This is a genomic window from Paenibacillus sp. J5 (assembly GCF_054955055.1).
Map to the genome: position 1 here is coordinate 454,108 of NZ_JBUEDD010000001.1, position 24,673 is coordinate 478,780.

A 24,673-nucleotide genomic window follows, 5' to 3' on the forward strand; every position below is an offset into this window, starting at 1 on the left:
CATTCACTACATCTGGGTGATTCGAACATAGCCCTTTAGCCCGCTATCTTCCTTATGTGGCATCAGTTGACCCGTTTGCTCTATATCCTCCAGTTGTTTCAGACTGATCTCCCCTAACATGAAGGACAAAAAATGCTTCACAACTGGCTCAGAATGCTTCTCGTAAAAGTAGCGATGACTTCGGGTCATGTAGTTTCTATAGGACGTGCCTTGGCGATGATGTGCGAGATGGACATTAATGGCCTCTTGGGCGTACACAAACGGAACCCTTCCTTGGCACGCTCTGTAACCCAACTCAAAATGCTCGAATCCCCATTCTTGGAACTGTTCATCAAACCCGCCCAGTCTATGGAACAAGTCAACCGGCATAGACATATTGCCGCTAAATGTGGCAACCCACGGAATGCCCGATTGGCAGGCCCCCGCATCGTCGAACAATTGATAAACGAGCCGACAATATTGAGGGATACGACTGAAGGCGTGATTAGCTAACCGCTCTTCGATGATTTTTCGATTCCTCTCCGGTTCGGTCACGTAGATCTCCCGCACTTGGCCGATCATGATGGAAGAATCATATCGCTTGGAAGCTTCTACGTGACTCTGCAGAAAATCTGGCCGCGGCATACGATCGGCATCACAAAAGACGATCAACCCTTCTCTCGCCCATCTGGCGCCAGCGTTTCTTGCAGCCGCCCTGCCGCTTTTTGCAATTCGTACATATTGGATGTCCAAGGAGTCTCTATACGCTTCAACGACGGAATGGATCAGATCCTCAGAGCCATCATCCACCACGATAATGCTGTACTGGTTATAGGGGGGAAGCTGCCTCGTAAAAGCCTGAAGTGTTAATGCCAGGGGATAGGCCTGATTATGGACAGGGATGATGACGGTGATCGGGGGAATACCAACACCTCCTTTATGTTCTTTTCCGTCATTATAGTGAATAGGAGGGGGCAAAACTCGGCTTATTGGTTCAACACAACTGACAAATGAGTTTACTTTTCATCGAATTCGCCGCGTGGCGAGCTATCGACGAAAAAGAAGCATAGGCCCCCGAATAGGCCTATGCTTCTGCTGCTGCAGCCGCTCTAGAATCAGAGCTGCTATGGGCGAACCGTTATCCGGCTCACATATCCTGTCTTCTGTCCAGCTTCACTGCTCAGGACGAATACATCGTTGTTTTCACCGACGAATATGGTGCCTACGGTAGGGAGGGTCGCAGGGAGCTCTACCCTTCCCAGCTCCTCGCCGCTCATAAGGTCAAGAACGACAAAATGGTCTTTGCCATTTGTATAATCGTCAATATAAACCTGCCCGCTCTCTACAGCTATGGCGGGAGAGGCACTCGCCTTGATTCCTTCTCTTTCCCACAGCAGGCTGATGCTGCCGTCGTCATGTATTTTATTCGCGGAGACGAGATTGTTCAGCGGATCGTAGTACACAACCAGATTGTTCACAAACGTATCGCCCCCAACCATAAAGAAGTTGAAGCTTGGCTTATCCGTTGTGAATGCGTGAGCTGACTGCAGCTTACCGTTGCCGTCTTTAGTGGACTTCGTATAAAGCCTCATCGGTGTGTCGGCCCCGGGCGCAGTATTGTCCGCAAAGACAAGCATGTCGATGCCAGGCAGCAGCATCGGAGAGCTTGCCTGCGTGCTTTGATCCGATTGCGTTCGGTATCTTGCGGTATAGCTATCGTCTCGTATAAACCCTTGATCGGTGATGTGAAAGCGTAGCACCTCTTCGGCATTCACATGATACAGGTCGTTATCCTTAATCGCCAATCGAGCAGAGGAGACTCTTGCCTTTTGCTTGATATCCATTTGCAATGTGTCCGGGTCAATCAGCAGCAGATAGCCATCCAGATTAGCGTTATTTAATAGATGAAAGCCTTTGAGCACTAGCTCCCCGTTGTCAAGCACTTGAAGACCGTTATACGTAGTCCAATAGTTGGTCAAGCTGTTACCCACCTTGGGCAAATCCACACTCTTCGTAATGACCATCTGATCGGGATCGATCTGATACAAGACCGATTGCGAGACGGCGTACACATAGCCATTGGCATGCATCAGCAAGCCCCCGGTATAATTGACGGTGCTCCCCTTGTCCAACTCCAGTATGGACTTTGTATTGGTCTCGGTATTAATTTTGGCCACATAGGCAACATCGCTGCTCCACATATCCTTTGCCGTATACGTCAGAAGCTTGAGCTTGGATAATCCCTCGCCCTCCTTGATCGACTCCGTGAACGTGGTCATAAACTGCGGACTTCCACCGATGACGAAGATGTCATTGTCTCCCCTTGTATACCCCCAGGTCGGCATATATAGCTCGGTGCTTGATACTTGGAGCTTGAGCCTGGATGTGCCGAGGTCTTTGGGAAGCCCTGCCGAGAGCACGGCGTGAGACCTTATCTGATCGGCATGTTCGCTGGGCCAGGTGGTGTCATAGTAACCGGAGCCCAGCTTCATTGGGTTTTCGCTTACCGCATTGGGTTTGTTAATCGTCCGTTCCGGCTCGCTAGGCCCAGGCAATATGTTGCCGTACAAAAAGATCTGCAGCAGTGCCACGGCTATAAGCAGCAGGAGCGCCACAGCCGATATAACCACATATTTCATTTTCATGTTTCGCATGTATTCAATCCCTCTCGCATCTCTTATTCGCCCTCCATAGTGGTTACGGATTTTTCTGATAGCTGTTCAGGAACTCATCCTGAATGAGCTCAGCGGTTCCATTGATGTCATAGGTGACGTCCTCATCCAGCACCCGTACCCGATAGACCCATCCATCCGGCAGCTTCAATCTTTCACCGAGGCGATCCAAGTCCGTCAGACTCAGGCTTTTGTCAATCTCAAGAGAGGCCGACTGCATCGTATATACCTCGTTTTGATCGGACACCAGCTCATACACCTTTTCTCCTTTTTTGAAGGTATACGTCGTCTTGCGATTAACCTTATGCATGCTGTAGGGAGTCCGGCTCTTTAGATCCGCGAGGGACAAATCCACAGTACCCGGCTGATTCATCGTGTAGCCAGCAATTGTTCTCTCCGCTCCGTTATAGTAGCCGGTAATCTCGTCCATTAGCCAGAATCTCGGCCCGTTCTTGATCACTGCCATCGCACCAAGCTCCTGCTTGATCGCGTCGGTGTCCATCGCTGCAAAATCCGGCTCGCTGATCAGCGTCTTTCCAATATCGTTATACACCCCGGCTCTGATCTGGTTAAAGTATCGGTAGACAACGAGGATCTCATGATAAGGCTGTCCTCTCACCGCCCGCGGCTGCGGATGGCTGATCTCGGTTTGCGCGATGCTCATGAATTGCTCCTTCGTATTGCCCCTTGCCAGTGGATATAGAACGCCAATCAGGATGCCTGCCGCAATGATCCCCACCAGAACCATCATTTTTCTTCTGCCTATTCTTGCGTTCATCTTCACCTTTACCCCCTATCGTTTTATTGCGCCGTGCGTATCACTTGAATTCTCAGATCATAGATTTCCATAATCTCTTCGACTGCCGGCGATTTCGAGATATACATCATGAGCAAATCTCTATTATTCAGCTCCAGAATATTCATCAGCTCCTGAAAATACGAGTCCGCATAACCGGATTTTCTACGCAGCGCATCCAACCGGTTCTCTAGCATTTCATTCCGTATCGAGCTGAAGATCGCCTTTAGCTCTTGCTGAAGACGATAATTCATCCCAAAATACATATTCCTGAAAAAATCCTTGTACTCCCCTCCTGAGATTAGTTGGAGATTGTAGGCAAACAATGCCCGATACACAGCATAAATATCCTCCGGTTGCGCGGCTATGAATTGCTTCAGAAATCGATAGGCGGTAGCTTGAAGCAATGTTTTTATACTGAAAAAATAGAGATCGTCCTTATTCTCAAAATATTGATAAAAGCTTCCTCTGGAGATATCCGCTTCCTTAATGATCTGATTGATGGACGCTTTATCGTACATCTGGCTTGAAAACTCGTGAATGGCGGCTTCCATAATTCGACTTCTCTTCTCTGGATCAATGGTAAAAAACAACTCTTTGGGCACGATCATTCACCTCTTCTCCAACGTATAATGACAACCTGTCACTACACCAAATAATAAATGACAACCTGTCACTTGTCAATTTTCTTCGCGGTTCGATGGCGTATCACAGAAAAAAATCGCCCTTTCTCGAGTTGGCGGCATGACAACCTCCAGCCTCAAAAAATGGGCGATTTTCTGTTTATTTATTAGTAATAATCCCCAGCCTCATTCGCTCCGCCTCTTGCCACCGAATTGACCCAGCAGCCCGTTCATGATGCGCTGCCGCCCCAGTGGCGTCCAGCTCATCGCGAACCAATTGGGAATCGTATATACGTTGCCGCGCAACACGGCCTCGATGCGAGCCCATGCGGGCGTGCTCGTCATCTCTTCATATCGTTCTCCACTGCCAGCCAGCACATGATGCTGGTGAATGAACAGGTGCTCCGTCTCTAGTACGGGCATAGAACCGGGCTGCAGCTCCAGCCGCCACAGCTCCGCGGGGGCCTGTCCGCCCGGATTCAGCCCCAGCTCGCCGTACACCATCTCATTCAGCGGATGATTCTTCATCCCCTGGATGCCGATGGCGCGGTGGTTCACCTGCAGCAATAGGAGCCGATCCCGTCCTAATATCCGGCGCAGCTCCTGCCCGGTTGTCTCGCTCTGCACATATAGCCGAGTCAGCATCTCGGAGGCCTCGCGCTCCCGGTTAACCAACTCGGCAATCTGCTCAAAATTGCGCTTCCAATCCCATACCGAGAAGTCTAGAAATACTGGAGGCGCCGTCTGCTTGAGCTGATCGCGGAATTCGGTATGATAGTCGTCCGCGATAATCAGATCCGGGCGAGACGAGCACAATTGTTGCAGTTGCCCCTCCATCCGTTCCCGATAATGTTCCTGACTCTGCCCTGGGTAGCAGAACAGATCAACGACGCAGACCGGCTCGACGCCAAGCGATTTCAAGTGATCCTCCAAATTTAACGAGGAGGCCACCGCAATCTTCAGCCTGCCCCTCTTCATATACAGTGTGGGAGATACGCCTACCCTATGCTGAAACATGCGGCTGAAATAAAATTCGCTACGAAAGCCTACCTCTGCCGCCACCTCTTTTACCCGACAGTCCTTTGTATTTAGCCGTTGTTTGGCCTCAGCCATGCGTACCTTGTTCAGATACTCAAGCGGAGTCATCCCGGTCTCCTGACGAAATAAACGGGAGAAGGCAGCCGCAGACAGGCCTCCTGCTGCCTTGGCCAACTGTTCAATGCATAGTTTGTCGGGGTAATGCTGCTCGATGTAAGCAATGCTTCGCTCAATCCGTTCATCCCTTGCTTCGACAAGCGGGGCCTGTTCATTTTGCAGCAGCTCATGCATCAATCGGTCGAATTGAAGCCTGCCCTTGATGGCATACCGTATCGCCTCCTGCTGGCCAAGCTGGTAGAGCTGCACGATCGACTGCAGGATTCGCTGTGGATGATGAACGGGCAGCATCCCCGGAGACAGCTCGCCAGACAATGGCGGGGAAGACACACCTGCATACCCTCCCTTGATCTTCGCAAGCCGGATGGATTCAAACCATAGGCCATAATACTGAAACGCACTTCCTTGTTCGGGAAATTCCACAATCATGCCTGGCACGAGCAGGTAGATTTGAAACGGCCTGATCTTCTGTAGAGCGCCATCGAGCAGGATGACCCCTTCACCCTCCACAATAAAACAAAGCAGGTAGGCAGGAATTTTGACTTGTCCAGCTCCCCTCTGCTTGGGAAATCTTCGCTTTCGCACGGAGGATAATCGATAGATCTGATAGACTTCGTTCGCATAAGAGGACACGCGCAGGGCTCTCTCCCTTCATCAGCTTCCAATCTTTTCTATCCATTATATAGCACGACGAGCCAGCAGCAAATAGATCATGTAGGGCGCTCCCACCAGCGCAGTGATCAGCCCGACAGGAATTTCGTATGGAGCGAACAACTGCCGGCCGACCAGATCCGCCAGCATGACGATAACGCCTCCAAGCAGTGCCGCCACCGGCAATCGAACGAGGCTGCGGCTGCCAACCATATGCCTGGCCATGTGAGGCGCCATCAACCCGACAAAGCCAATCGTGCCTGCCATCGATACCGCCGAGCCCGCCAAGCCTACACTGATTAGAATGAACAGAGCTCGCATCGTCTCAACCCGTACCCCAAGCCCTACCGGGGTTTGGACATTCAGCAGGAACAGATCGAGCACACTGGACTTCCATATTAATAGTAGGAACAGCAACACGAGCCATGGCAGCAGAGGCCAGAAATGCTCCCATGTCCGTCCATACAGGCTGCCCGCCATCCACACGAATGCCTGCGAGACTCGAAAAATATGACCCAGTGTCAGCAAATACGTGATGAGCGCTCCCGCCATGGCGGATATGCCTACACCGATCAGCAGCATGCGAGTGGTTGAATCCTCCTCCCCCCTCCGCCAGGACAAGCTGTAGATGACAGCAGCTACGAGCAGAGCGCCGGAGAAGGCAATCCACGGCATCGCGCGCATGGGAAACGAAGGAACCAGCACCATGACCGTGACAACAGCCGCGGCCGCCCCGGCATTGAGTCCAATGACGCCCGGAGAAGCCAGCGGATTTCGGGTAATTATCTGCAGCACCGCACCAGCCAGAGCCAGTCCACAGCCGACGAGAAACCCTGTTAGCACACGCGGCAGCCGAAGCTGGTAGATGGTGAAATGATATTCCGGGTTCCCCATTCCGAGCAGGCTCCGCACGACTTCTCCCGCAGGGATGGAGCGATCACCCAGCATCACGTTCAGCACAATCAAGCCTGCATTCAGCAGCAGCAGTATCGACAGGACGATAGAGGCACGCTTTAGTATCGCTGCAGGAATCATGAGGAGGTCTCCTTTCTCTGGACGAGATAGATAAGGAAAGGAGCGCCGAAGAAGGCCGTGACCACCCCGACCGGGATCTCTTGTCCGGGGAGTACATATCGTGCGCCAATATCGGCCGCAAGCAGCAGCAGCGCCCCGAGCACAGCCGAGTAGGGAACTGCCCAGCGGTAGTTTCCACCTGTCAGCATGCGGGTCATATGAGGGACAGCCAGGCCGATGAAGCCGATCGGCCCGGCAATGGCGACCGCACTGCCTGCAAGCAGCACGATCACGACCATACAGCCGATGCGGATCAGCTTCAAGCGCTGCCCGAGACCTTGGGCAACCTCTTCTCCCAGCTTGAATATATTCAGTTGGCTACTCAGAATAAAGGCCGCGATTAAACCGGTCATCACATAAGGCAGAACATGAAGCAGCAGCTCCATATCCCTGCCCGTCAATGCGCCTGCAAGCCAGAAGCGCATCGTGTCCAGCGATTGCTCATTCATAATCAGTATTCCCTGCGTCAATGAAGCAAAGAGCAGATTCAACGTAGCCCCGGCAAGCACCAGTCTGACCGGTGACATGGCGGGTCTTCCTGCGGAGCTGAGCACAAACACAAGAACGCCTGCCGCGGCGGCCCCCAGCAGCGAGGACCAGGCGAACAGCTTCAGGGAAGTGGTGCCCAGATAGTAGGATGCCAGCACAGCGGTCAGTGCTGCGCCATAATTAATGCCGAACACCTCTGGTCCTGCCAGGGCATTGCGGCTGATCGCCTGCATCATGCACCCGGCCACGGCAAGCGCACTGCCCACGATAACGGCGATGATCGCTCTTGGCAGCCTTACACTGCGGATAATGAGATGATCGCGCGAGCCATCGAACGAGAAGAATGCATCCATGACCGAACCCCAAGGAAGCTGAACAATACCAAACCTGATACTGCTCAGAAATGCCAGGAGCATCAACCCGCACAGTACGACCAGACCGGCCGCTTGAAATCTCGTGGCCCTCTTCGTCACTTGCCTGCCACCTCCTGTTGAGATAAAGCTGATCATCAGCCATAACGCAGAAAAACGGATCGTCACATCGACGATCCAATCTGCGGATAAGCTATGCGCCCTCTTCCATTTTACACCATATGACCTTCAGCGGTCTTGATCGGTTTATGAAGGATGGACGACGTATAGATCCAGATCATCCAGCACCTTGTTCACGGCCTGAATGCCAAGTCCACTAAGCCAGTACTCCCAATCAACCGGATAGACGGCTTTATTCTGTACTCCCTTCAGCGTTGCCCACAGAGGACTTTTCTCCAGCTTGGCAAAAGCGTCCGGCTCACGGTTAAACCAGAAGATGATGTCCCCGTCCAGCTCGGCAATCTGCTCCTCCGTGACATCCTTGGAGAAACCATCGGCCTGCTGTTCGGCTGGACGTACAATGCCCGCATCCTTCATGATCGTACCCGCAAACGTTCCCGTCAGATAGAGCTGGATTTTGTCCTGACGCGGACGAACCAGCGATACCTCCTTGCCGCTCTGAGCCGCCAGAGCCGACTTCATGTCCGCAGCACGCTGTTCATAAGCGGCCAGCAGCTTCGTTCCCTCTTCCTGTCGGTTGATTGCATCGGCATGAAGCTGCAGGTTTTCCTTCCAGGTGACGCCCAGCGTCTCCACGAATACAGTGGGAGCGATCTGCTTCAACTGCTCATATATGGCATCGTGGGCGTCCTTGTTGCCAATAATCAGATCCGGCTTCAGGGCATCGATGCTCTCCAGATTCGGTTCATTGACAGAGCCGACATTATCAATCCCCTCCGCTCCTTGCAGATAACCCGGGTACGGGTCGCCTGGCGCGAGAATCGATGATGCGCCCACAGGCTTCACGCCCATTGCCAATAGGTTGTCCAGAGCTCCAATGTCCAGAACTACAATTCTGGATGGCTGAGCGGGAACCTCTACCTTACCATAAGCGTCCGTGATCATCCGGGTATCTTCCTTTTTCTCCACCTGTGCCTCTTGCTTGGTGTTTGCAGCTCCCGCATCTCCGGTCGTCGTAGCTCCTGTGCCTGCACCGCCGGAATTTCCGCAGCCCGCGAGCGCCAGCACGAGCACCGTCATTAGTACCCACAGCGCATAGGGTATTCTTCCTTGCTTCTGTCTCTCTGCCTGCATGACTGTACAACCTCCACTTTCCCCTGTTTGACTTATAAATAATACTGATAATCATTATTATTTATGCTAACCTATATTTTCTAGCTTTGTCCATGCATAAATTTTCATATCTCATATACTTTTTCGAAGGTCGCCTCCATTACCTATTGCGATAACGTCAGCAGTCACTAGGCCAAACGCTCTTATCGATGTCCTGCGGCTACACGTGCAAGCGGATTGGGAACCTGCTGGATTCTCAGCTCATCATCCGGATACATTCTCCGCTTCGTCAACTGCTCGATGCCAATCTCCGATTCGAACAGGGAGAACTGGCTATAGCGCTCCTGATGCTGAGGGAATCGCTGCTGATAGCGCTCAATAATCTCACGAACGTGTTGCCAGAAATCCAGCTCCGCAATTCCATAATGCGCCTGCATAAACAAAGCCAGCTCCCCCAGATTAATAAAGAAAAAAGCATCATGCATGAAATCGCGAACCTCTGTCGGTTCACTTGCTACCACAAATGAATTGCGGTTCACTCTGCGGTGGTACTCCGGCACATCCACCAGCTCCGGGCAACGTTCCGGTTCAGCCAGCAGCTCGCTCATGAATCGGATGCCGTCATGGAAATCCTTCAGCGCGATGCGTTCCGGCCTGCCCTCCCGGTGAATGAGCAGCATATTCTGTGCATGAGACTCCAGGGCAATGCCATGGGCGAACAGCCAATGGATGAGCGGCAGCACCGATGTTTCCAGTAGCTGAGAGAGCCATCGCTCCGCTCCATAGGTATGAACCCATGGCGCAATAACCGGATGCCCTGACGGATCCAGCGTAGTCAGCGTGTTGAACGGAATAACCGACTCGCCCGGCTCCAGCAGAGGGAATACACTCTCTCGCCAGATGCAGGACAAGGCGCCGTAGACTTGCGGCCTAAGCGGCTCGGGCAGCTCGCTGTTGTCATACGCCGCGCCGGCGATCTCTCCGAGCATAATGACGCGCAGCTCGTCCCTCAAGTAAACGTCCCGCGTGACGATGCCTTTCAGCCAGTCCGTAATGATCGGGGCATTCTGTACCGTATGCGGGGCAATCACCCTGCTCGTGGACGTATTGACGATACTCAGCGAGAGCTTCAACGAAGGAAGCTCCGGTCGTGAACGATTGGCCAGGGTGCGAATCGACTGTTGAGCGGTATAGATGTGATCGGAGACGCCCAGAGGAATCAGGCTGCCGTTCCTCAGCTCCTCCGCCAGCGTAGCGGTCACGATGGTTCGCCACTGCCAGGGATGAACGGGCAGTAGCACATACGCCGCCGCATCGACGCCAGCAGCTTCAAGGGTATGGACGAGGCGTGTGGCCAGCTCCTCCCCCCATTGCGCCCCATGCCCGCTCTCTCCTGCAATAGAGCCTTCGTATTGGAACGAATGGCGGATACGTACCTTGTCCTTATGGACGGCTATCCATAACGGCCGGATCGCTTCCCCGAATTCCGGTCCATACTCCAGTTGATCCTCCACGCGAAAGCCTATTCGGGATTTGTAGCTCGGATGATAGGGATGCCCCTCGATGGTGGCCTGCTCCCAATCCTCATCCTCCATAAGCTCCGACGTCTGCCGGGAGGCCCGGGCATACCGGGCCAGCGTATCATTGATCAGCGTCTGCTCCAGCTCCCGGGCAAAATGCAGCAGCTTCCCCTCGTCCGCCCCGATTCCCTGACATACCTCCAGCAGGAACAGCGAGAGCGAGGTCGCCTCCTGCTCCTCTTCATCCGCAGAGGTCTGCCCAGCGCCTGCCGCTTCCTCGCCGGGTCTCTTGCCTGCTCTTCGCATCACCGGCTCCTCGTTCAACCGCAGACGTCCAAAGGTCAGATGCCGGCTTCCCTTGCAGATGTAGACAACCCTCTCGCCCGCCGAGCCCTGCCCAGGGATGCGCCATTGAACAGGTCGTCCATGTATCTCATCCGATGAAGCTCCCACTCCCGCTCCCGCTTCCACTTCCACTTCCGCTTCGATTACCCCTTCGTACAGCAGGGACGCCACCAGTTGCCTGAAGATGCGTCTACGCGCGTGCACGTAATGATCTGAAGTTAGCGCCGCGGTGTACAGCATTCGCTGCTGCTCCTGCTGCTGCACTTCAGCCGCCAATTGCCCGCTGTCGGATGCACATGGCTGTGAATGCCGCCACGATGCCGCTGTATTCATATCCTCACTCCTCGTAATTCATCCTGCTGCACCCTCCGGTAGGCGTGCAACGGATTGCTCACCCGATGCACACAATCCGCGGCCACCTCATGAAGACGCCGCCGGGTCAACTGCTCCACCTCGATGACGGGTGCAAATACATCAAACCGTTCATAGCTCGCCCGCTGCTCCGGGAAGCGTTCCTGATAATTCAAGATGACCTCAGCCAGCATACGCCACCATGCCTGCTCGCTCAGGCCGAAGTGCTTCTCCATGAACCATGCGAGCTCCGTCAAATGGATGAACAGCAGCGCATCCAGCAGAAAATCCCTGACTTCTGTCGGGTCTTGCTTCTCAATAAACGAGTTCCGGTTGACTCCCTGATGATTGGCCGGAGGATACTCGATGTCGGGATAGCCCAGCGGATGCGGAATCGCGGGACAGTACCGGACGCCATCGTGGAAATCCTTGAGCGCAATTCGCGTAGGCCAGCCCTCCTTCATGACGAGAATCATATTCTGTGCATGCGATTCCAGCCCGACGCCATGAACATAGAGCAGATGCAGCAGCGGGACGGCTGTCACATGCAGCAGTTGCCGAGCCCAATTCTCCAAGCCGTACCTTTGTACCCACGCTGCAATGACGGGCTGCTCCTGACGGTTTAGCTGGCATAAGGCGTTAAATGGCCAAGCTGTGTCATCCTCAGCCAATCTCGGATGGAGGCTCTCCCGCCATATGGCGCCAAGCGATCCATATAATTGGGTTTCCAGCATATCAGGCAGCTTCTGGTGATGATACGATATGCCCGCCATCTCCTTCAGCACGATCAGACCAAGCTCCCCGCCAAGCAAGGTATCCTCCTCCACGATCCGCCCCAGCCAATCCGAGATGCGCGCCGCGTTTTGAATCGTATGCTGCGCCAGGATCCTTCCCGAGGAGGTATTCACGATATTCATCGGCAGCTTGACATACGGCTTGTGCGGGTGACTCACATTCGTCAGGGTGCGGATGGACTGCTGGGGACGATAGGTGTCCCCTGCCTGCCCAAGATAGACGATCTCGCCTGACACCATCTGATCCAGACAGGCTACGGACACGACACGCTCCCATTGCCACGGATGCACCGGAACGAAGGCATAGCCTTCCGGCTTGACGTGGGGGGCGAGCTCGCGAAGTACCGACTCCAGCCTGTCCATCTCCTGCCTCAGCTCCACCTGCAAAAACTCCGCATAGGCAGGCAGAGAGTCAGAGAGCGACAAGACTACCGCATCGCGGCGAATAGCCAGCCAGACCAGCTTGAATTCGGGGCCGAACTCCGGTCCATACGCCAGATTGTCCTCCAGTGTGAAGCCTATTCTCGATTTGTAGCAAGGATGATACGGATGTCCCTCTATCAGAGCCGTTTCCCACTCGTCATAATCCCGGTTCCCAGGATCAGGACGTTCCCGGGCCCACCTGGCGGATTGGGTGTCCTTCAGCAGCGTCTGCTGAAGCTCCTCCGCAAACCGTAGGAGCAACGTGGTGGAAGCGCCGATCAATGCGGCAATCTCCATTAGAAAGCAGGGGATGGAGTCTGCCTCCTTGCGCCCCTCCCCACTGATTCGCATCACAGGCTGATGCGTCAACCGAATCCGGCCGAAGCTTTCCTTGCGAACAGCCCGGAAAACATACTGTACCTGCCCCCCCTCTTCTGTGCTGCCTTGCAGCGCGTATTCTGCTTCTGCCTGTAGCGCCACGTTAGGCTCCTTAATGATTCCTTCGTACAGCAAGGATTCGATCAACTGCCTGAAAATGCGCCGCCGTACCTGAACCCATTCCTCTGATCTGGTCAGCCGTGCTGCTCCCCCGTTCATACGACACCTCCCTAAATGATGTTCACACATTCGCACCCTGAATGCAGGCGCGTTGGCACGTTACGGCAAGTACACATGCTTGGGATGCGGGTGACTCAAAAAGTCATGATGCGAGATCGCCCAGCCATACGCTCCTGCGTACTGAAATACTAGAATGTCTCCCACTCGAACCTCGTCATCGCCAGAAGCGCCCCCGCTTGCCAGGACGTCCTTAGGCGTACACAGTTGACCGACAACGGTATAGGCTTCCCCCTTCACCCCGGGTCTGTCATAGGCACACGGCCAGTCCTCCATCTGAACGACCTCGAACGGATGACTATGATTCCACGAAACAGGCAGTCTGAAATGATGCGTGCCGCCGCGCACAATCACATAAGCTTGACCATGGTTCACCTTAACATCCAGCACCTCTGTCGCATAATAACCGCTGGACGCCGTCAGATAGCGACCGCATTCCAACAGCAGGGTCGTCTCCGGCAGCAGCTCCCTGCTGAGCACCGCAGCCAATCCATTACTAAAGACAGGCCAGTCGAACTGTTGCTCCAGGTCTGCATAGTTCACCCCGATTCCGCCGCCAGCATTCAAGTACCGCAAGGGAAAGGAATAACGCTGTGCCCACTCCCGGGCAATCCGGCAGTAATATTCCACAAGCTTCACATGCTGCCCCGCGTCCAGATTGTTGGAGAGCGAGTGGAAATGGAAGCCTTCTATCTGAATATGAGGCAGCCGCGCGGCCTGCTCCATCACCTGTGGGAGCGAGGCTTCCTCTATCCCGAATTGGGTTGGACGCCCTCCCATCGCCAGGGTGGCCTGGGGCAGAGGGCCCTTCAGATTGACGCGCAGCAGTACGGACACGACCGTTCCCTTCCCGGCAGCAATCTCATTGAGCTTGTTCAGCTCATGAAGACTTTCCACATGAATGAGCTTCACCCTGTGCTCTATGGCGCCCCGCAGCTCCGCCTCGGTCTTGCCAGGCCCGCCAAAGAGAATCGGAATATCGGTCGACACCCGGCGCACCTTGGCTATTTCACCAAGCGAAGCCACCTCAAAACCATTCACCACCGGGGCGAGTGCCTTCAGCACCTCCTCCTCCGAATTGGCCTTAATGGCATAAAATAACTTGCTTGCGGGCGGCATGGACTGTACACGCTGCCGAACATGCTCCACGAGCGCGTTCATATCGCGGATGTAAGCACAGACCGGATCGGCCTCCTGCCGCTTCAGCTCGCGAACATAAGCCGTGATTTGCTCAAGCTTCAGAGAGGGACTCGCTTGCTTCAGCTCAGATTCTATAGCCATAGCCGCGTGCCCTTCCCTTGCGCGACTGCTCTGTTATACATCTCGGCTGCGCTGGAGATGTCCTCAATCGCCATGCCCATCGGATTCAGCACGATGATTTCGTCCTCATGCTCCCGACCTGGCCTCGCGCCAATCACAATCTCTCCCAGCTCTGCATGGAGCTGCTCGCGGGAGAATTGACCCTCCAGCACCAGTTGGTTAATAATCTTCTTCTCCCGGTTCGATTGCTCCCAGTCATCCACTACAACCTTGTCCGCCCGAATAAACACATCCTTGTGCAGGTCCATAATCGAGATATTGCTCACAAACGTCCCCTTGGACAACCAGGCATACGGAATATGCGGCGCCGATGCCACCGTTGCCGTCACGAGCACCTCCGCCTGACGAACAGCCTGCTCGGCAGACTCGGATACGTGAAGCTCGACCTCGTCGAACAAGGAATGGAGCTCGTCGGCAAGCGCGCGCGCCGCCCCTGTATTCAGGTCGAACAAATGGATGGTCTGAATGGAGTCGAACTGCTCCAGCAGCGAGATGAGCTGCATCCTGGCAATCACTCCGCAGCCAATGACACTGACAGAGCGGAAGCCCTCCTTCGCCAGGTACCGTGCGCCGATGACAGTCACAGCTGCCGTTCGCATGCCGCTAATGATGCTGCCCTCCATGACGGCGATCGGATAATTGCTCTGCGGGTCATTCAATATAATAAGCGCGCTCGCCCGTTCCTTTTGACGCTGATGCGGATTATCATGCTTGCTGCCAATCCACTTCAGTCCGCTGATCGCCACATCCCCGCCCACATAAGCCGGCATCGCTATGATTCGGTCGGCGATATGCCCCGTCGCTTCATTCACTCGGAGATACGGCTTGAGTGGTTGAACAATGTCTCCTCGGGCATGAAGCTCCAGCGCCCGGCTAACCGCTCTGACATAGGGCTCGGATTGGAGTCCTTGCAGATCGATAATATCCTGCTTGCTTAGATACAACAGACTGTGCTCCTCAGCGGTATTCATGGTTCTTAATCTCTCCCCTATCTGTTAATTTGCAATCGTAATTTCTTCCTGGCTTGGCGGCAATTGATTGACCCACTCTTCGTTATATACGCTGTCCAGGTAACGCTCCCCACGATCCGGGAGAATAGTCACCACCTTGGCTGAAGGCGGCAGCGTAGGCACCAGCTTCTCCAATGCAGCTACCAGCGAGCCCGATGAACCGCCCGCGAAGATCCCTTCCCGCTCCAGCAGCTTGCGGCATCCGAGCACCGACTCCCGATCGTCGATATGAATGACCTGGTCGATTTCGGCTGGGTTGAACAGCTCCGGTACCCGATTAGCCCCGATGCCCGGCAGCTCCCGCTGCCTGGATTTCGTGCCGAAAATGACGGAGCCGACTGCATCCACCGCCACGATTCTCGCTCGCGGATTGGCTTCCTTCACCCTCCGGGCTATGCCGAGAATGCTGCCTGTCGTACTGACCGCACACACCAGAACATCGATCTGGCCATTCATTTGTTCGACGATCTCCTGGCCTGCCCCGTGATAATGAGCCTGCCAGTTCAGCGGATTGGCATACTGATTGATCCAGTAGCCCGCCGGGTCGGCGCTTGCCAGCTCCTGGACCCGGCGAATGCGGGATTGCAGATAACTCCCGTGCTCATCCGCTTCAGTTACCATATCTACATGGGCCCCGAGATACGTGATCAGCCTCAGATTCGTTGATGTAATTTTGGGATCGACTACACAGGTGAACTTCAGCCCATACCTCTTGGCTGCAAGCGCGAGGCCGATCCCCAGATTCCCTGAGGTGCTCTCAATCAGATGGGTATGGGGCTTGATTGTTCCATCTCGCAAGCCCTGCTCGATAATATATCTTGCCGGCCGATCCTTCATACTGCCGCCGGGATTCATCATCTCCAGCTTGGCATAGACAGCCGCTCCCTTTGCTCCAAACAACGAATTCAATCGAACCAATGGGGTCTGACCGATACAGTCAAGGATGGAATTGGCAATTTTGAGCGATGGATGATTCCATTGAAGGGCACTTCGTTCCATAATTTCACACCAGCCTTCTGGGTAAATTTTTCACCTGAACCTATTCTGTGATAATGATAATCATTGTTAATATGATGCAGCCCCTATTATGGGTACCCTTTTTTTTCCTGTCAACCGCTAAAAACTTTTGAGAAATTTTGCATGTTTTTGTTGTTGACAATGAGAATCATTATTGATAAGATTTTTTGGAAATTGACTTCTATTTTCCAGATCAAGGTTGGTGAAGCCATCACATGATGTCTCAGACAGCCTGGAACCAGAGCATTCGCATCCTGTCGGGCGGACGTTTTTTATCCAGCGCAGGGCTGACCGGGATCAGCCCTTTTATCCCGTATTACATGGAACAGATGAACGTGGGAACTTCCGCGGAGGTACTGATGTGGACAGGCCTGTCCGTTTCCGCTCCAGCACTGTCCTATGCCCTTCTCACCCCCTTCTGGGGCAAAATCGGCGATCGGTGGAGCCGCAAATGGATGGTCATTCGTGCCTTGGTTGGGCTATCTCTCAGCATGCTTCTGATGGGAGCCGCCCAGACTCCCTTCCAGTTCTTCTTGTTCCGTCTCTGCCAGGGCGCCTTCGGAGGCATATCCGATGCAAGCAGTGCCTTTGTTGGCTCCCATGCGCCGGCACGTCAGCAGGGACGAGCCCTTGGCCAGCTTGAGCGGGCATCGGCTGCCGGGCTGCTGGTAGGCCCGTTGCTGGGAAGCATCTGCGTCCAGACCTGGGGAAGCCGACCTTTGCTATTTATTACCGCGTCCCTGACGATGGGGTTTGCCTTGCTGGCATCCTTTGCACTGGGGGGTGAAGCAACAAAGAAGGTCGCGCCCGTTACCCGGAAGACGGCTGCGAGGCAGACAACGAGCGGGCGAGGCGGTGTGCTCGAAGCCTTCCGCTCGCTTCTCTCGCACGCGCTCACCAGACGGCTGGTCATGGCAGGCATCCTGTTCAAGCTGGTTGATTTTGCAACGTTCACCATGTTTACGCCGTTTATCCGTGAGCTCAACTCTGCTTCCACCGCAGCGCTCGTAGCTGGTTTTCTGCTGGCGATGTCCTCCTTCGGGGAGTTGGTGGGAGCCTCCTGGTGGGGGAAGCGCAATGACCGCCATGCTTCCGAACGCAATCTCAGGCTGGCTGGCCTGCTCTGTGGACTGTGCCTGCTCGCGCACTTGCTTCCGCTTGGCATCGTCTGGCTGGCAGCTATACGTTTTCTGCAAGGATTTTTTTACAGCGCCCTCCTGCAAACCGTCATGCTGAATGTGCTTCAATCCTCGACAGAGCAGGATCGCGGCGTCCGCATCGGCGCCACCAACAGCCTGCTCATGGTCGGTCAACTGACTGGGCCTTCGCTGGGCGTATGGATCGGGGGCCTCTGGAGCATCCCGGCTGTATTTCTTATTATGGGTCTGGTCATGCTTGTCGCCGCCCTGACTGTCCCCCGGGGCTCCGTTCGCGATAGACAGGAGGCCATACGGCTGCCGCTTCAATAAATGGTGAAAGGATGAGTAATGATGAGTAATGAACAAGTGATCGCCACACGATCGGAGCCGCAACGCCAGGAAGGCGCTCCTGCCCTGCTGGCACGTAGGGAGATGCTGAGCCGGATGCTGAACGCCTATCTTCGCGAGACAGGACAGCATAGCCCCGCTGTCAGCCTTCCCCAGCTTCCTGACATTACCCTGGCGATCGATCTCCCTGCGACAGGCCAGAAGCTCTATGGCTCCCTGCTTCACTGCTCCGCAGCCGGGCATCATGTATATGGCGACAAGCTGTACACGTCGGACATCTGGCATCAGCAGCCTAGTGAGTGGCATCCACTCTCCTTCGAGCAGGCAGCCTCCCTGCTGCTGGAGGAGATTTCATCTGCGGAACTGCAGTCTGCAAGTCAGGCGGACAAGAGGGCGGAGCTAGAGCAGATGGTGTATAACAGTCTGACGCATATGACGTCCTACCTTGAGCATGCCATACAGGCTGGGCCGCCTCTGGCTATGAGCTTCAGGTATGCGGAGCAGGCGTTGCTGTGCGGGCATCCGTTTCATCCTACACCCAAAAGCCTCGAAGGCTTCAGCGCCGCAGACTCCCGGGCTTATTCGCCAGAATATGGAGTCGGCTTCAGGCTCCGTTGCTTCGCTGCTGCTCCTGAGCTGGTTATGGAGGATTGGCTGGATGGGACAGACGGCGATGCAGCGGCGCCCTGGGTTCCAGCCGAGATGGCGGAAGCCGCCCATCGCATGCTGACAGCGGAGCGCAAGCATTACCTGCTGCTTCCCTGTCATCCGTGGCAGGCCGCCTATCTGCTCGGTCTGGATGCCGTCCAGCTCTTGCTTCAACAAGAACGGCTGATCGATCTGGGAAGCATCGGCCCATATGTATACCCGACTTCCTCCGTGAGGACGGTGTGGAATCCTAGGGAGGGGTGCTTCTATAAGCTTTCCCTGCACATCCGCATCACCAACTTCATTCGTGAGAACACCGAGGAGCAGTTGCTCCGCACACTGGATGCCTCCAGGATCGTCGCCGCCGTCCAGGATATGGGAACGACCCATTCATTTCAGATCCTGCTGGAGAAGGGGTATCGGACACTGCAAGCTCCAGGTGCGAACCCGGCTACTCAGGCTCAGCTTATCTCCGGATTTTCCATGATTGTACGCGAGGCGCCCGAAGCATGTAGCTCCACTGGGGGCGCGCCTTATGTCGTAGCTTCATTAATGGAGGTGCTTCCCGGCGAGGCCGAGCCGCTGCTGTTCCGGGCGGTTCGCGAGAGCTTGCAGGGGCGCTCAGACAAGGAAGATGGGGATGGGCAGATGGATTGGCTGGCATGGTTCCGTCAGTATGTGGAGCTATCTATGGTTCCGATCCTGCAATGGTATGCGGCATTCGGGATTAGCCTGGAGGCCCATGTACAGAACGCCATGCTGTCTCTGCTCGATGGCATGCCGGCTGTATTCTTCGTTCGCGATCTGGAGGGCATCAGCGTGGATCGCTCTCTGGCAGAGGAGCAGGGATGGGTGGGCAGCATCGTTCAGGACGACAGCCCTGTCCTGTATGCAGAGGAGCAGGCGCGCCACCGATTGAAATATTATTTCTTCGTCAATCATCTGAGTCATGTGGTGCAGCGGCTAGCCTATTATACCTCCCGATCCGAGCAGCCCTTCTGGGGCATCCTACGGGAGACACTGATAAGGCTTCGTGAGGAGACCCTGCTCAAGCCCCGTGAGCAGACCCGCAAGGCGGATCGTCTCCTATCGATAGTTAGCGATCTGTTAGATACGCCCACCCTGCCGGCCAAGGCCAATCTGCTCAGTCGATTTCATCAACGCGGAGAGACGCCATTATATGTCGATATTCCTAATCCGATCCGTATGACGAATTAAACCGGCAAGTGTTGCGGCCAACAGCATCGAAGGACGGGCCCCTACCTAATGTACCCGTCCTTGCTGTTCCCGGTGCACTATGCTGCTCCAGCTTGGCGGCTGCTCCCGCTCTCCAATGTTTTTCCGCGGAACAAGCGTAGACGGCTAGAAAAGGCGCGGGGTGTATACCCCGCGCCTGATCCTGCTCCAATCGTGTCCGTCAATCCAGATGCGCTAAAAAGGACGCTAAAAAATGCTTCTCTGATTCCAACTGGGCAGAGCCCTTAGCGCCTGTTAATGGATTATTGGCGCGTTCCAAGGCCGCACGGATTAGAGTCCTGGCAGATTCTTTGTCTGCAAACACATTGTCCATGCGCATACGAGCCTCCTTAGCCCCATAACGAAGCATCAGGCTGTATTCCATCTCCATGTATCTCGCCAACAAGGAGGAGCCTACAATTTTGCCATCCGCATCGGTTAAGGGATTGAACCCGCTGCTTTTTTCCTCTGTTGCATTCCATGCATCCCGGACTTCCTGCGATGCATTCCTCAAGGCTGCCTGAGCCAATGTATTCGCACCATGGTTAGTAGCCGAAGGAGCTGACCTATCAAATTTAGGTACGGTCGAATTGGTATCCGAAGCAGATGAGCCTCTGGCCTTCATCCCCGTATGCCTTAGGTTAAAGCCAGAACCAGAATAGCCAATTCCTCCAATATTCATGTTACATCCTTTCTATGCATAGCGTGCATCATCGTAGAATGTGTTGCAATGTTCCTCGCATAAGGCACCTAGTAGTTAACGAACATTAATCCAGGCGGTCCACTGTGTTGGAATATTAATAGAGTAGACCGTACCAACAAATTGCCCTCCTGTGCTCGGGGCTTCATAAAGCCAGGAATGAGCCCAGGCATCTATCGTGCGATCACCATCCAGATCAATGCCCTCTGTCCAGTTGTTCGTCATTGCACTGCCAGCGAGTGTACCGAAGTGAGAGCTATCATAGCCGATCTGGAACGTAATACACTGAATCCAATTCCCTCCGTGATCATAGGTAGTGGAGAGCGGGTTGTTATTGAAGCCGTAGATCTCTTGTCCGCCATTAGGAGAGACGACTGCGTATACATTAATATGAGAAACCTTAGGGGCAGGTGCCCGTAGAATAGACTCCCCCGTAGTATTAGCCTTCTGCGATTCAAATTCAGCCTTAGCCGCCTCCACAGCTTCAAGGAACGCCTTGGAATGAATAACTTCTTCCTTAGTCAACGGAGTAGCTTGCGTCGCACCACCTTCTGCGAAGACAGCCACATGAAACGAAAGAGCTAGAACAAGAACAAGGGCAAAACTAGCCAATTTTTTCATAGCCATTCCTTCCACCTTTCTTGTTATGGGTATCCGATTACCAAGAACATGCGTTACGACAACATAAATCCGCCTGCAACTTAAAGTCAATTCCCCTCCTCTCCGTAGATGATGGTTCTTCCTCTCTTGCAGCAATAAGGAGGGAGAACGCGACAGGCTAGAAGGCTCTATGAAGTAGAAAGTCTATGTAAATTGAATGCCTGCTAATGGAGATTAGAACCTGTGCACAAGCTCGCGCGGGGGATAGCCACCACTATTGATGCAATAGCAGTTCCCCCTCGGCTACTCGCATTGAAAACTTGCGAACATGCTACAGCATAAAAATGCTCTGGAATAGATTTATAATTTATTCCATTTATATAAATATATAGTAAACTAGCTTATCAGTAGAAGTCAAGTTCTTCGTGAACCCCATGATTCTCGAATGCCAACTTAAAGTTTTCTTTGAGTTTCAATTATAAGCGAATCTACCATGATAATATACAAGGAAGAAGAACGATGAACAATCACAGCCGCTAAAAAGGAGAGATTCTGATGCTGGTCGTTGGAAGAAAACCCGGACAATACGTAGTAATCAACGAAAAAATCATCATCAAGGTAATTAAAAGTGAGGGGGGACACTTACGCTTGGCTATTGAAGCCCCAGAGGATATCTCTATTGTTCGCGGAGAAGTGCTTAGCGGCAGGACTCGCCGTAACCCATCTTACGGCGAATGATCTTTACCCCTCATAGAGCGGAATATAAATTTTTATATCGGCCTGCTTAGCCTCCTCTGCTCGCCCGCTATAGTACTCAAAATCAAAACCGCCAGCCAGCGTAACCTTGTGCTTAACCAGCCAGGTTCCGTAAATATAGCGGTACGTAAGGGGCAATGCTTCTACGTCCCCTTTGTGCCAGAACACCTGGAATTTCCCAGACCTGATTCGTAGTGTTACTTGATCGTCTGCAGCCCTGATCACGTCCTGTTCTACCGCGGCTGTATAGGTAAAGGAAGCGTCCCCCTCCATGACGAAAGGATATTGAATGATTCCATATCTTGAAGCGCTCGAATCCAGGCATACCTGATCTAATCGATTCCAGCATTCATAGATGTTACTCACCGAGCTATCCGTTGATTGGTAACCGCGAATTTCCAATCCGTTCAGTTGAACCTGTTCTATATTTTCAGGTTCCAGATGTTGAAGATGGATCAGATAATCTTCCCTTAGCTTCTCCTTAAACAGATTGGGCGGTACAAACGAAGATTTCTGCTTCCAGTGGTGCGGATTAACGGAAAACCGTGCTTTGAATGCCCTACTGAAGGCCTCATGCGACTCGAACCCGAACTGATAGGAAACATCCACTACTCGAAGCTGTCCTTCGCGCAGGAGCTTCCCTGCCTCCGTCAATTTGCGGGCAATCACATATTGGCCGACCGTCTGAGCCGTCACCTGATGGAACAGTCTTTGAAAATGGTAGCTGGAGTATCCAACATGTTTTGCAATATCTGCAACTCTTACTTTATGAGTAAGATGGTTCTCGATATACTGCACGGCTGACATGATCGCATCTATATACTCCATAGTGATTCCTCCATCTGACATGCCTGATTCCTATATCATAGCATTATTTATCAAGAAAATAGATTACTCTCCTTATATGATGAAGACATCATGATAAAGGGGAGTGTTGAAGATGTACCACCCGCGCCTGCAAGGCAGTCACTATGAGATGGGAAATCATTATGGAAATCTACTGTATAAGAATGGAGTCCGGTTCGACGGGCTCCTCGCGCTTGACGAGAACCAGCTTCGATCTGGACTTGAGTCGGAGGCAATCTGTGCGTCCGTCTACCCTGAAATAACCGAGGAAATTCGCGGAATGGCTGACGGCTTGCGGATATCCTATGACACCTTTGCTGCTTTTTTGCTTCAGCTCGGGTCCTTTGGAGAGGCCTATGGATGTACTTGCTTCTGCTTCCAGGCGGGAGAAGATATCATCTTTGCCCGTAATCATGACATGTTCACACAGTTTAAAAGTACCACTGAGAGCTGCTTGTACCGACCAGCATCCGGGTATACATTCGTTGGTCAAGGCGATGCCCTCATTGGGAAGGAAGACGGGTTGAACGAACACGGGCTTGCTGTCGGAATGACCTTCGTCGCATCTGGAAAGACCCAGCCGGGATTAAACTTCCTTATGGTTGTACGTTATTTGTTAGAGAAAGCCCGAAACGTTCAAGAAGGTATTCACCTGCTGCAGGAGCTGCCGTTAAGCACGGCGCAAAACATCATTCTTGCCGATCGAAGTGGAGCTATGGCGGTGGTAGAATGTTGTGCTCAAGGCATCGTAGTTCGCAAACCCGAACCTGGCCAGCCGTTTATTGTCGCTACAAATCAATTTATAGATTCTCGTATGACGGCACTGGATGAACGTCCTGAACCAGACTGGTACGCAACCCAAACGCGACATCATACTGTTCAACATGCACTCGCAGAGCGGTTGGCACAAGCTCAAGATCCATTGCAATTTGCGCAGGATATTCTGTCAGGCAGATGCGGATTTGTTTGTCAGTATAACAAGGCGCTTCAATTTGATACCCTCTGGTCTTTGGTCGTCCAACCGAACGACCTGACTATTCTCCGGGCGGAAGGCAACCCGAAGAAAGCAAGGTTTCATGAAGATACACGATTACACTGGGCTTTACGCCACAGGAATATCTAAGACCGATAAATCCCGGCGGCAATTTCTGTTTATACATTTTTGCCGGTCAACCGGTTCTGGTATCTGGAGAGGAAAACAAGGAGACTGGTCGCTAGAACAACCATCAGTGCGATGAATTGTGAGGTCGAAAGCACTCCGACTTGGCCTCGAATAATATCCCCTCTATAAAACTCAATAACAAATCTGCCCAGACTGTAAAGGATGAGATAGGCGGCGGCAACGAGTCCGTCTTTATTCACTCTTTTGGCCAAAAGAATCAAAACAAGGCAAAGACCAAAGCTAAACACACTCTCCATGATTTGTGTAGGTACTAGTGGGACATCATTCGGAGCAATCTCGGAGTGGTGAAATGTAATACCAAACCAGCCGTGTGCTTCTTCGCCATAACAGCAGCCTGCGAGCAGACAGCCAATTCTTCCAAACCCTTGCGCTAACGCAAGAGAGGGGACAAATAGGTCCAGGTGCTTCAGGAAATTTATTTTCTTCATCCTGCAATAAATTAAACCAGCCCCGATTCCGCCGATAATTCCGCCGTAAACAACAAACCCGTTAGAAAGGTTCAGAAGGCTACCCGGATTACTCATAATATGTTGGATATCGGTCATCCAATACAATAGCTTTGCCCCAGCAAACCCACCTACCAGGCCCCAAGCGGTCAGAGAGAAAACATGAGACATTTCGAACTGGCGTTTGGTGGCTCGGTAATCAACGAGCCGGTAAGCAAATAGAATACCAAGCGCGATCATTAATCCATACCCATAAATGACTACTGACCCGATCTTGAACAGCTCATTATACATAGTTTATTCCCCCTTGAATCGATTTCATTATCGACTGTG

Annotated in this window: 21 protein-coding genes; 4 read left to right on the forward strand and 17 right to left on the reverse strand. The window is 53.2% G+C overall.

Translation table 11 applies throughout. The features are described 5' to 3' along the window. Positions 1 to 6 precede the first annotated feature (6 nt). The 13 genes from ACY1JZ_RS01800 to sbnA form a co-directional block, all read right to left on the reverse strand. On the reverse strand, positions 7 to 957 hold the full coding sequence (locus ACY1JZ_RS01800) for a glycosyltransferase family 2 protein (RefSeq protein ID WP_462627809.1): 951 nt from the start codon (positions 955 to 957) through the stop codon (positions 7 to 9). 146 nt (positions 958 to 1,103) lie between these two features. Then, positions 1,104 to 2,633, reverse strand: coding sequence for a hypothetical protein (locus ACY1JZ_RS01805; protein ID WP_462627810.1), 1,530 nt, complete (start codon positions 2,631 to 2,633; stop codon positions 1,104 to 1,106). A gap of 43 nt (positions 2,634 to 2,676) precedes the next feature. Further along, positions 2,677 to 3,429, reverse strand: coding sequence for a hypothetical protein (locus tag ACY1JZ_RS01810; protein ID WP_462627811.1), 753 nt, complete (start codon positions 3,427 to 3,429; stop codon positions 2,677 to 2,679). Between the two features lie 23 nt (positions 3,430 to 3,452). Further along, positions 3,453 to 4,058: a TetR/AcrR family transcriptional regulator gene (locus ACY1JZ_RS01815; protein WP_462627812.1), complete on the reverse strand. Its 606-nt coding sequence runs from the start codon at positions 4,056 to 4,058 to the stop codon at positions 3,453 to 3,455. A gap of 198 nt (positions 4,059 to 4,256) precedes the next feature. Next, positions 4,257 to 5,858, reverse strand: coding sequence for a helix-turn-helix domain-containing protein (locus ACY1JZ_RS01820; protein ID WP_462627813.1), 1,602 nt, complete (start codon positions 5,856 to 5,858; stop codon positions 4,257 to 4,259). A gap of 45 nt (positions 5,859 to 5,903) precedes the next feature. Further along, complete coding sequence (locus tag ACY1JZ_RS01825; RefSeq protein ID WP_462627814.1) at positions 5,904 to 6,911, reverse strand: FecCD family ABC transporter permease; 1,008 nt, start codon at positions 6,909 to 6,911, stop codon at positions 5,904 to 5,906. Beyond that, a complete protein-coding gene (locus ACY1JZ_RS01830; RefSeq protein WP_462627815.1) occupies positions 6,908 to 7,912 on the reverse strand; it encodes a FecCD family ABC transporter permease in 1,005 nt (334 codons plus the stop codon). Before ACY1JZ_RS01830 ends, ACY1JZ_RS01825 begins: the two co-directional genes overlap by 4 nt. Before the next feature lie 144 nt (positions 7,913 to 8,056). Continuing rightward, positions 8,057 to 9,064, reverse strand: coding sequence for an ABC transporter substrate-binding protein (locus tag ACY1JZ_RS01835; protein WP_462627816.1), 1,008 nt, complete (start codon positions 9,062 to 9,064; stop codon positions 8,057 to 8,059). 182 nt (positions 9,065 to 9,246) lie between these two features. Then, positions 9,247 to 11,241 carry an IucA/IucC family protein gene (locus ACY1JZ_RS01840; protein ID WP_462627817.1) on the reverse strand — a complete coding sequence of 665 codons (1,995 nt, stop codon included), beginning with the start codon at positions 11,239 to 11,241 and terminating at the stop codon, positions 9,247 to 9,249. Then, a complete protein-coding gene (locus ACY1JZ_RS01845) occupies positions 11,238 to 13,073 on the reverse strand; it encodes an IucA/IucC family protein (RefSeq protein WP_462627818.1) in 1,836 nt (611 codons plus the stop codon). Before ACY1JZ_RS01845 ends, ACY1JZ_RS01840 begins: the two co-directional genes overlap by 4 nt. 60 nt (positions 13,074 to 13,133) lie before the next feature. Beyond that, positions 13,134 to 14,372: a type III PLP-dependent enzyme gene (locus ACY1JZ_RS01850; RefSeq protein WP_462627819.1), complete on the reverse strand. Its 1,239-nt coding sequence runs from the start codon at positions 14,370 to 14,372 to the stop codon at positions 13,134 to 13,136. Continuing rightward, positions 14,363 to 15,382, reverse strand: coding sequence for a 2,3-diaminopropionate biosynthesis protein SbnB (sbnB, locus tag ACY1JZ_RS01855; RefSeq protein ID WP_462627820.1), 1,020 nt, complete (start codon positions 15,380 to 15,382; stop codon positions 14,363 to 14,365). Before sbnB ends, ACY1JZ_RS01850 begins: the two co-directional genes overlap by 10 nt. 24 nt (positions 15,383 to 15,406) lie before the next feature. Further along, complete coding sequence (gene sbnA, locus ACY1JZ_RS01860) at positions 15,407 to 16,420, reverse strand: 2,3-diaminopropionate biosynthesis protein SbnA (protein WP_462627821.1); 1,014 nt, start codon at positions 16,418 to 16,420, stop codon at positions 15,407 to 15,409. Between the two features lie 233 nt (positions 16,421 to 16,653). On the opposite strand from sbnA, the gene ACY1JZ_RS01865 reads away from it, so the two are divergent. Further along, complete coding sequence (locus ACY1JZ_RS01865) at positions 16,654 to 17,907, forward strand: MFS transporter (protein ID WP_462627822.1); 1,254 nt, start codon at positions 16,654 to 16,656, stop codon at positions 17,905 to 17,907. A gap of 21 nt (positions 17,908 to 17,928) precedes the next feature. After that, positions 17,929 to 19,791, forward strand: coding sequence for an IucA/IucC family protein (locus ACY1JZ_RS01870; protein ID WP_462627823.1), 1,863 nt, complete (start codon positions 17,929 to 17,931; stop codon positions 19,789 to 19,791). A 199-nt stretch (positions 19,792 to 19,990) separates the two neighbouring features. Here the strand turns inward: ACY1JZ_RS01870 and ACY1JZ_RS01875 are convergent, their stop codons facing one another. Then, a complete protein-coding gene (locus ACY1JZ_RS01875) occupies positions 19,991 to 20,491 on the reverse strand; it encodes a hypothetical protein (protein WP_462627824.1) in 501 nt (166 codons plus the stop codon). 75 nt (positions 20,492 to 20,566) lie between these two features. Continuing rightward, entirely contained in the window at positions 20,567 to 21,136 is a 570-nt protein-coding gene (locus tag ACY1JZ_RS01880; protein WP_462627825.1) for a DUF4879 domain-containing protein, read from the reverse strand. Positions 21,137 to 21,664: 528 nt separating this feature from the next. Between ACY1JZ_RS01880 and ACY1JZ_RS01885 the strand changes: the two genes are divergently transcribed. Beyond that, a complete protein-coding gene (locus ACY1JZ_RS01885; protein WP_462627826.1) occupies positions 21,665 to 21,847 on the forward strand; it encodes a carbon storage regulator in 183 nt (60 codons plus the stop codon). Positions 21,848 to 21,850: 3 nt separating this feature from the next. Here the strand turns inward: ACY1JZ_RS01885 and ACY1JZ_RS01890 are convergent, their stop codons facing one another. Beyond that, the gene (locus ACY1JZ_RS01890; RefSeq protein ID WP_462627827.1) at positions 21,851 to 22,693 is read right to left on the reverse strand and encodes a helix-turn-helix domain-containing protein; all 843 of its coding nucleotides are present in this window, start codon (positions 22,691 to 22,693) and stop codon (positions 21,851 to 21,853) included. 112 nt (positions 22,694 to 22,805) lie between these two features. Between ACY1JZ_RS01890 and ACY1JZ_RS01895 the strand changes: the two genes are divergently transcribed. Continuing rightward, a complete protein-coding gene (locus tag ACY1JZ_RS01895; protein WP_462627828.1) occupies positions 22,806 to 23,834 on the forward strand; it encodes a C45 family autoproteolytic acyltransferase/hydrolase in 1,029 nt (342 codons plus the stop codon). Positions 23,835 to 23,863: 29 nt separating this feature from the next. Here ACY1JZ_RS01895 and ACY1JZ_RS01900 read toward each other — a convergent pair whose 3' ends face one another. Continuing rightward, a complete protein-coding gene (locus ACY1JZ_RS01900; RefSeq protein ID WP_462627829.1) occupies positions 23,864 to 24,634 on the reverse strand; it encodes a prolipoprotein diacylglyceryl transferase in 771 nt (256 codons plus the stop codon). Positions 24,635 to 24,673: the final 39 nt, after the last annotated feature.

Excerpts from the sequence above, each read along its gene's own strand:
- ACY1JZ_RS01805 (WP_462627810.1), bottom strand. The coding sequence starts at position 2,633 with ATGCGAAACATGAAAATGAAATATGTGGTTATATCGGCTGTGGCGCTC.
- ACY1JZ_RS01810 (WP_462627811.1), bottom strand. The coding sequence starts at position 3,429 with ATGAACGCAAGAATAGGCAGAAGAAAAATGATGGTTCTGGTGGGGATC.
- ACY1JZ_RS01815 (WP_462627812.1), bottom strand. The coding sequence starts at position 4,058 with ATGATCGTGCCCAAAGAGTTGTTTTTTACCATTGATCCAGAGAAGAGA.
- ACY1JZ_RS01825 (WP_462627814.1), bottom strand. The coding sequence starts at position 6,911 with ATGATTCCTGCAGCGATACTAAAGCGTGCCTCTATCGTCCTGTCGATA.
- ACY1JZ_RS01835 (WP_462627816.1), bottom strand. The coding sequence starts at position 9,064 with ATGCAGGCAGAGAGACAGAAGCAAGGAAGAATACCCTATGCGCTGTGG.
- ACY1JZ_RS01840 (WP_462627817.1), bottom strand. The coding sequence starts at position 11,241 with ATGAATACAGCGGCATCGTGGCGGCATTCACAGCCATGTGCATCCGAC.
- ACY1JZ_RS01845 (WP_462627818.1), bottom strand. The coding sequence starts at position 13,073 with ATGAACGGGGGAGCAGCACGGCTGACCAGATCAGAGGAATGGGTTCAG.
- ACY1JZ_RS01850 (WP_462627819.1), bottom strand. The coding sequence starts at position 14,372 with ATGGCTATAGAATCTGAGCTGAAGCAAGCGAGTCCCTCTCTGAAGCTT.
- sbnB (WP_462627820.1), bottom strand. The coding sequence starts at position 15,382 with ATGAATACCGCTGAGGAGCACAGTCTGTTGTATCTAAGCAAGCAGGAT.
- sbnA (WP_462627821.1), bottom strand. The coding sequence starts at position 16,420 with ATGGAACGAAGTGCCCTTCAATGGAATCATCCATCGCTCAAAATTGCC.
- ACY1JZ_RS01865 (WP_462627822.1), top strand. The coding sequence starts at position 16,654 with ATGATGTCTCAGACAGCCTGGAACCAGAGCATTCGCATCCTGTCGGGC.
- ACY1JZ_RS01870 (WP_462627823.1), top strand. The coding sequence starts at position 17,929 with ATGAGTAATGAACAAGTGATCGCCACACGATCGGAGCCGCAACGCCAG.
- ACY1JZ_RS01875 (WP_462627824.1), bottom strand. The coding sequence starts at position 20,491 with ATGAATATTGGAGGAATTGGCTATTCTGGTTCTGGCTTTAACCTAAGG.
- ACY1JZ_RS01880 (WP_462627825.1), bottom strand. The coding sequence starts at position 21,136 with ATGGCTATGAAAAAATTGGCTAGTTTTGCCCTTGTTCTTGTTCTAGCT.
- ACY1JZ_RS01885 (WP_462627826.1), top strand. The coding sequence starts at position 21,665 with ATGCTGGTCGTTGGAAGAAAACCCGGACAATACGTAGTAATCAACGAA.
- ACY1JZ_RS01890 (WP_462627827.1), bottom strand. The coding sequence starts at position 22,693 with ATGGAGTATATAGATGCGATCATGTCAGCCGTGCAGTATATCGAGAAC.
- ACY1JZ_RS01895 (WP_462627828.1), top strand. The coding sequence starts at position 22,806 with ATGTACCACCCGCGCCTGCAAGGCAGTCACTATGAGATGGGAAATCAT.
- ACY1JZ_RS01900 (WP_462627829.1), bottom strand. The coding sequence starts at position 24,634 with ATGTATAATGAGCTGTTCAAGATCGGGTCAGTAGTCATTTATGGGTAT.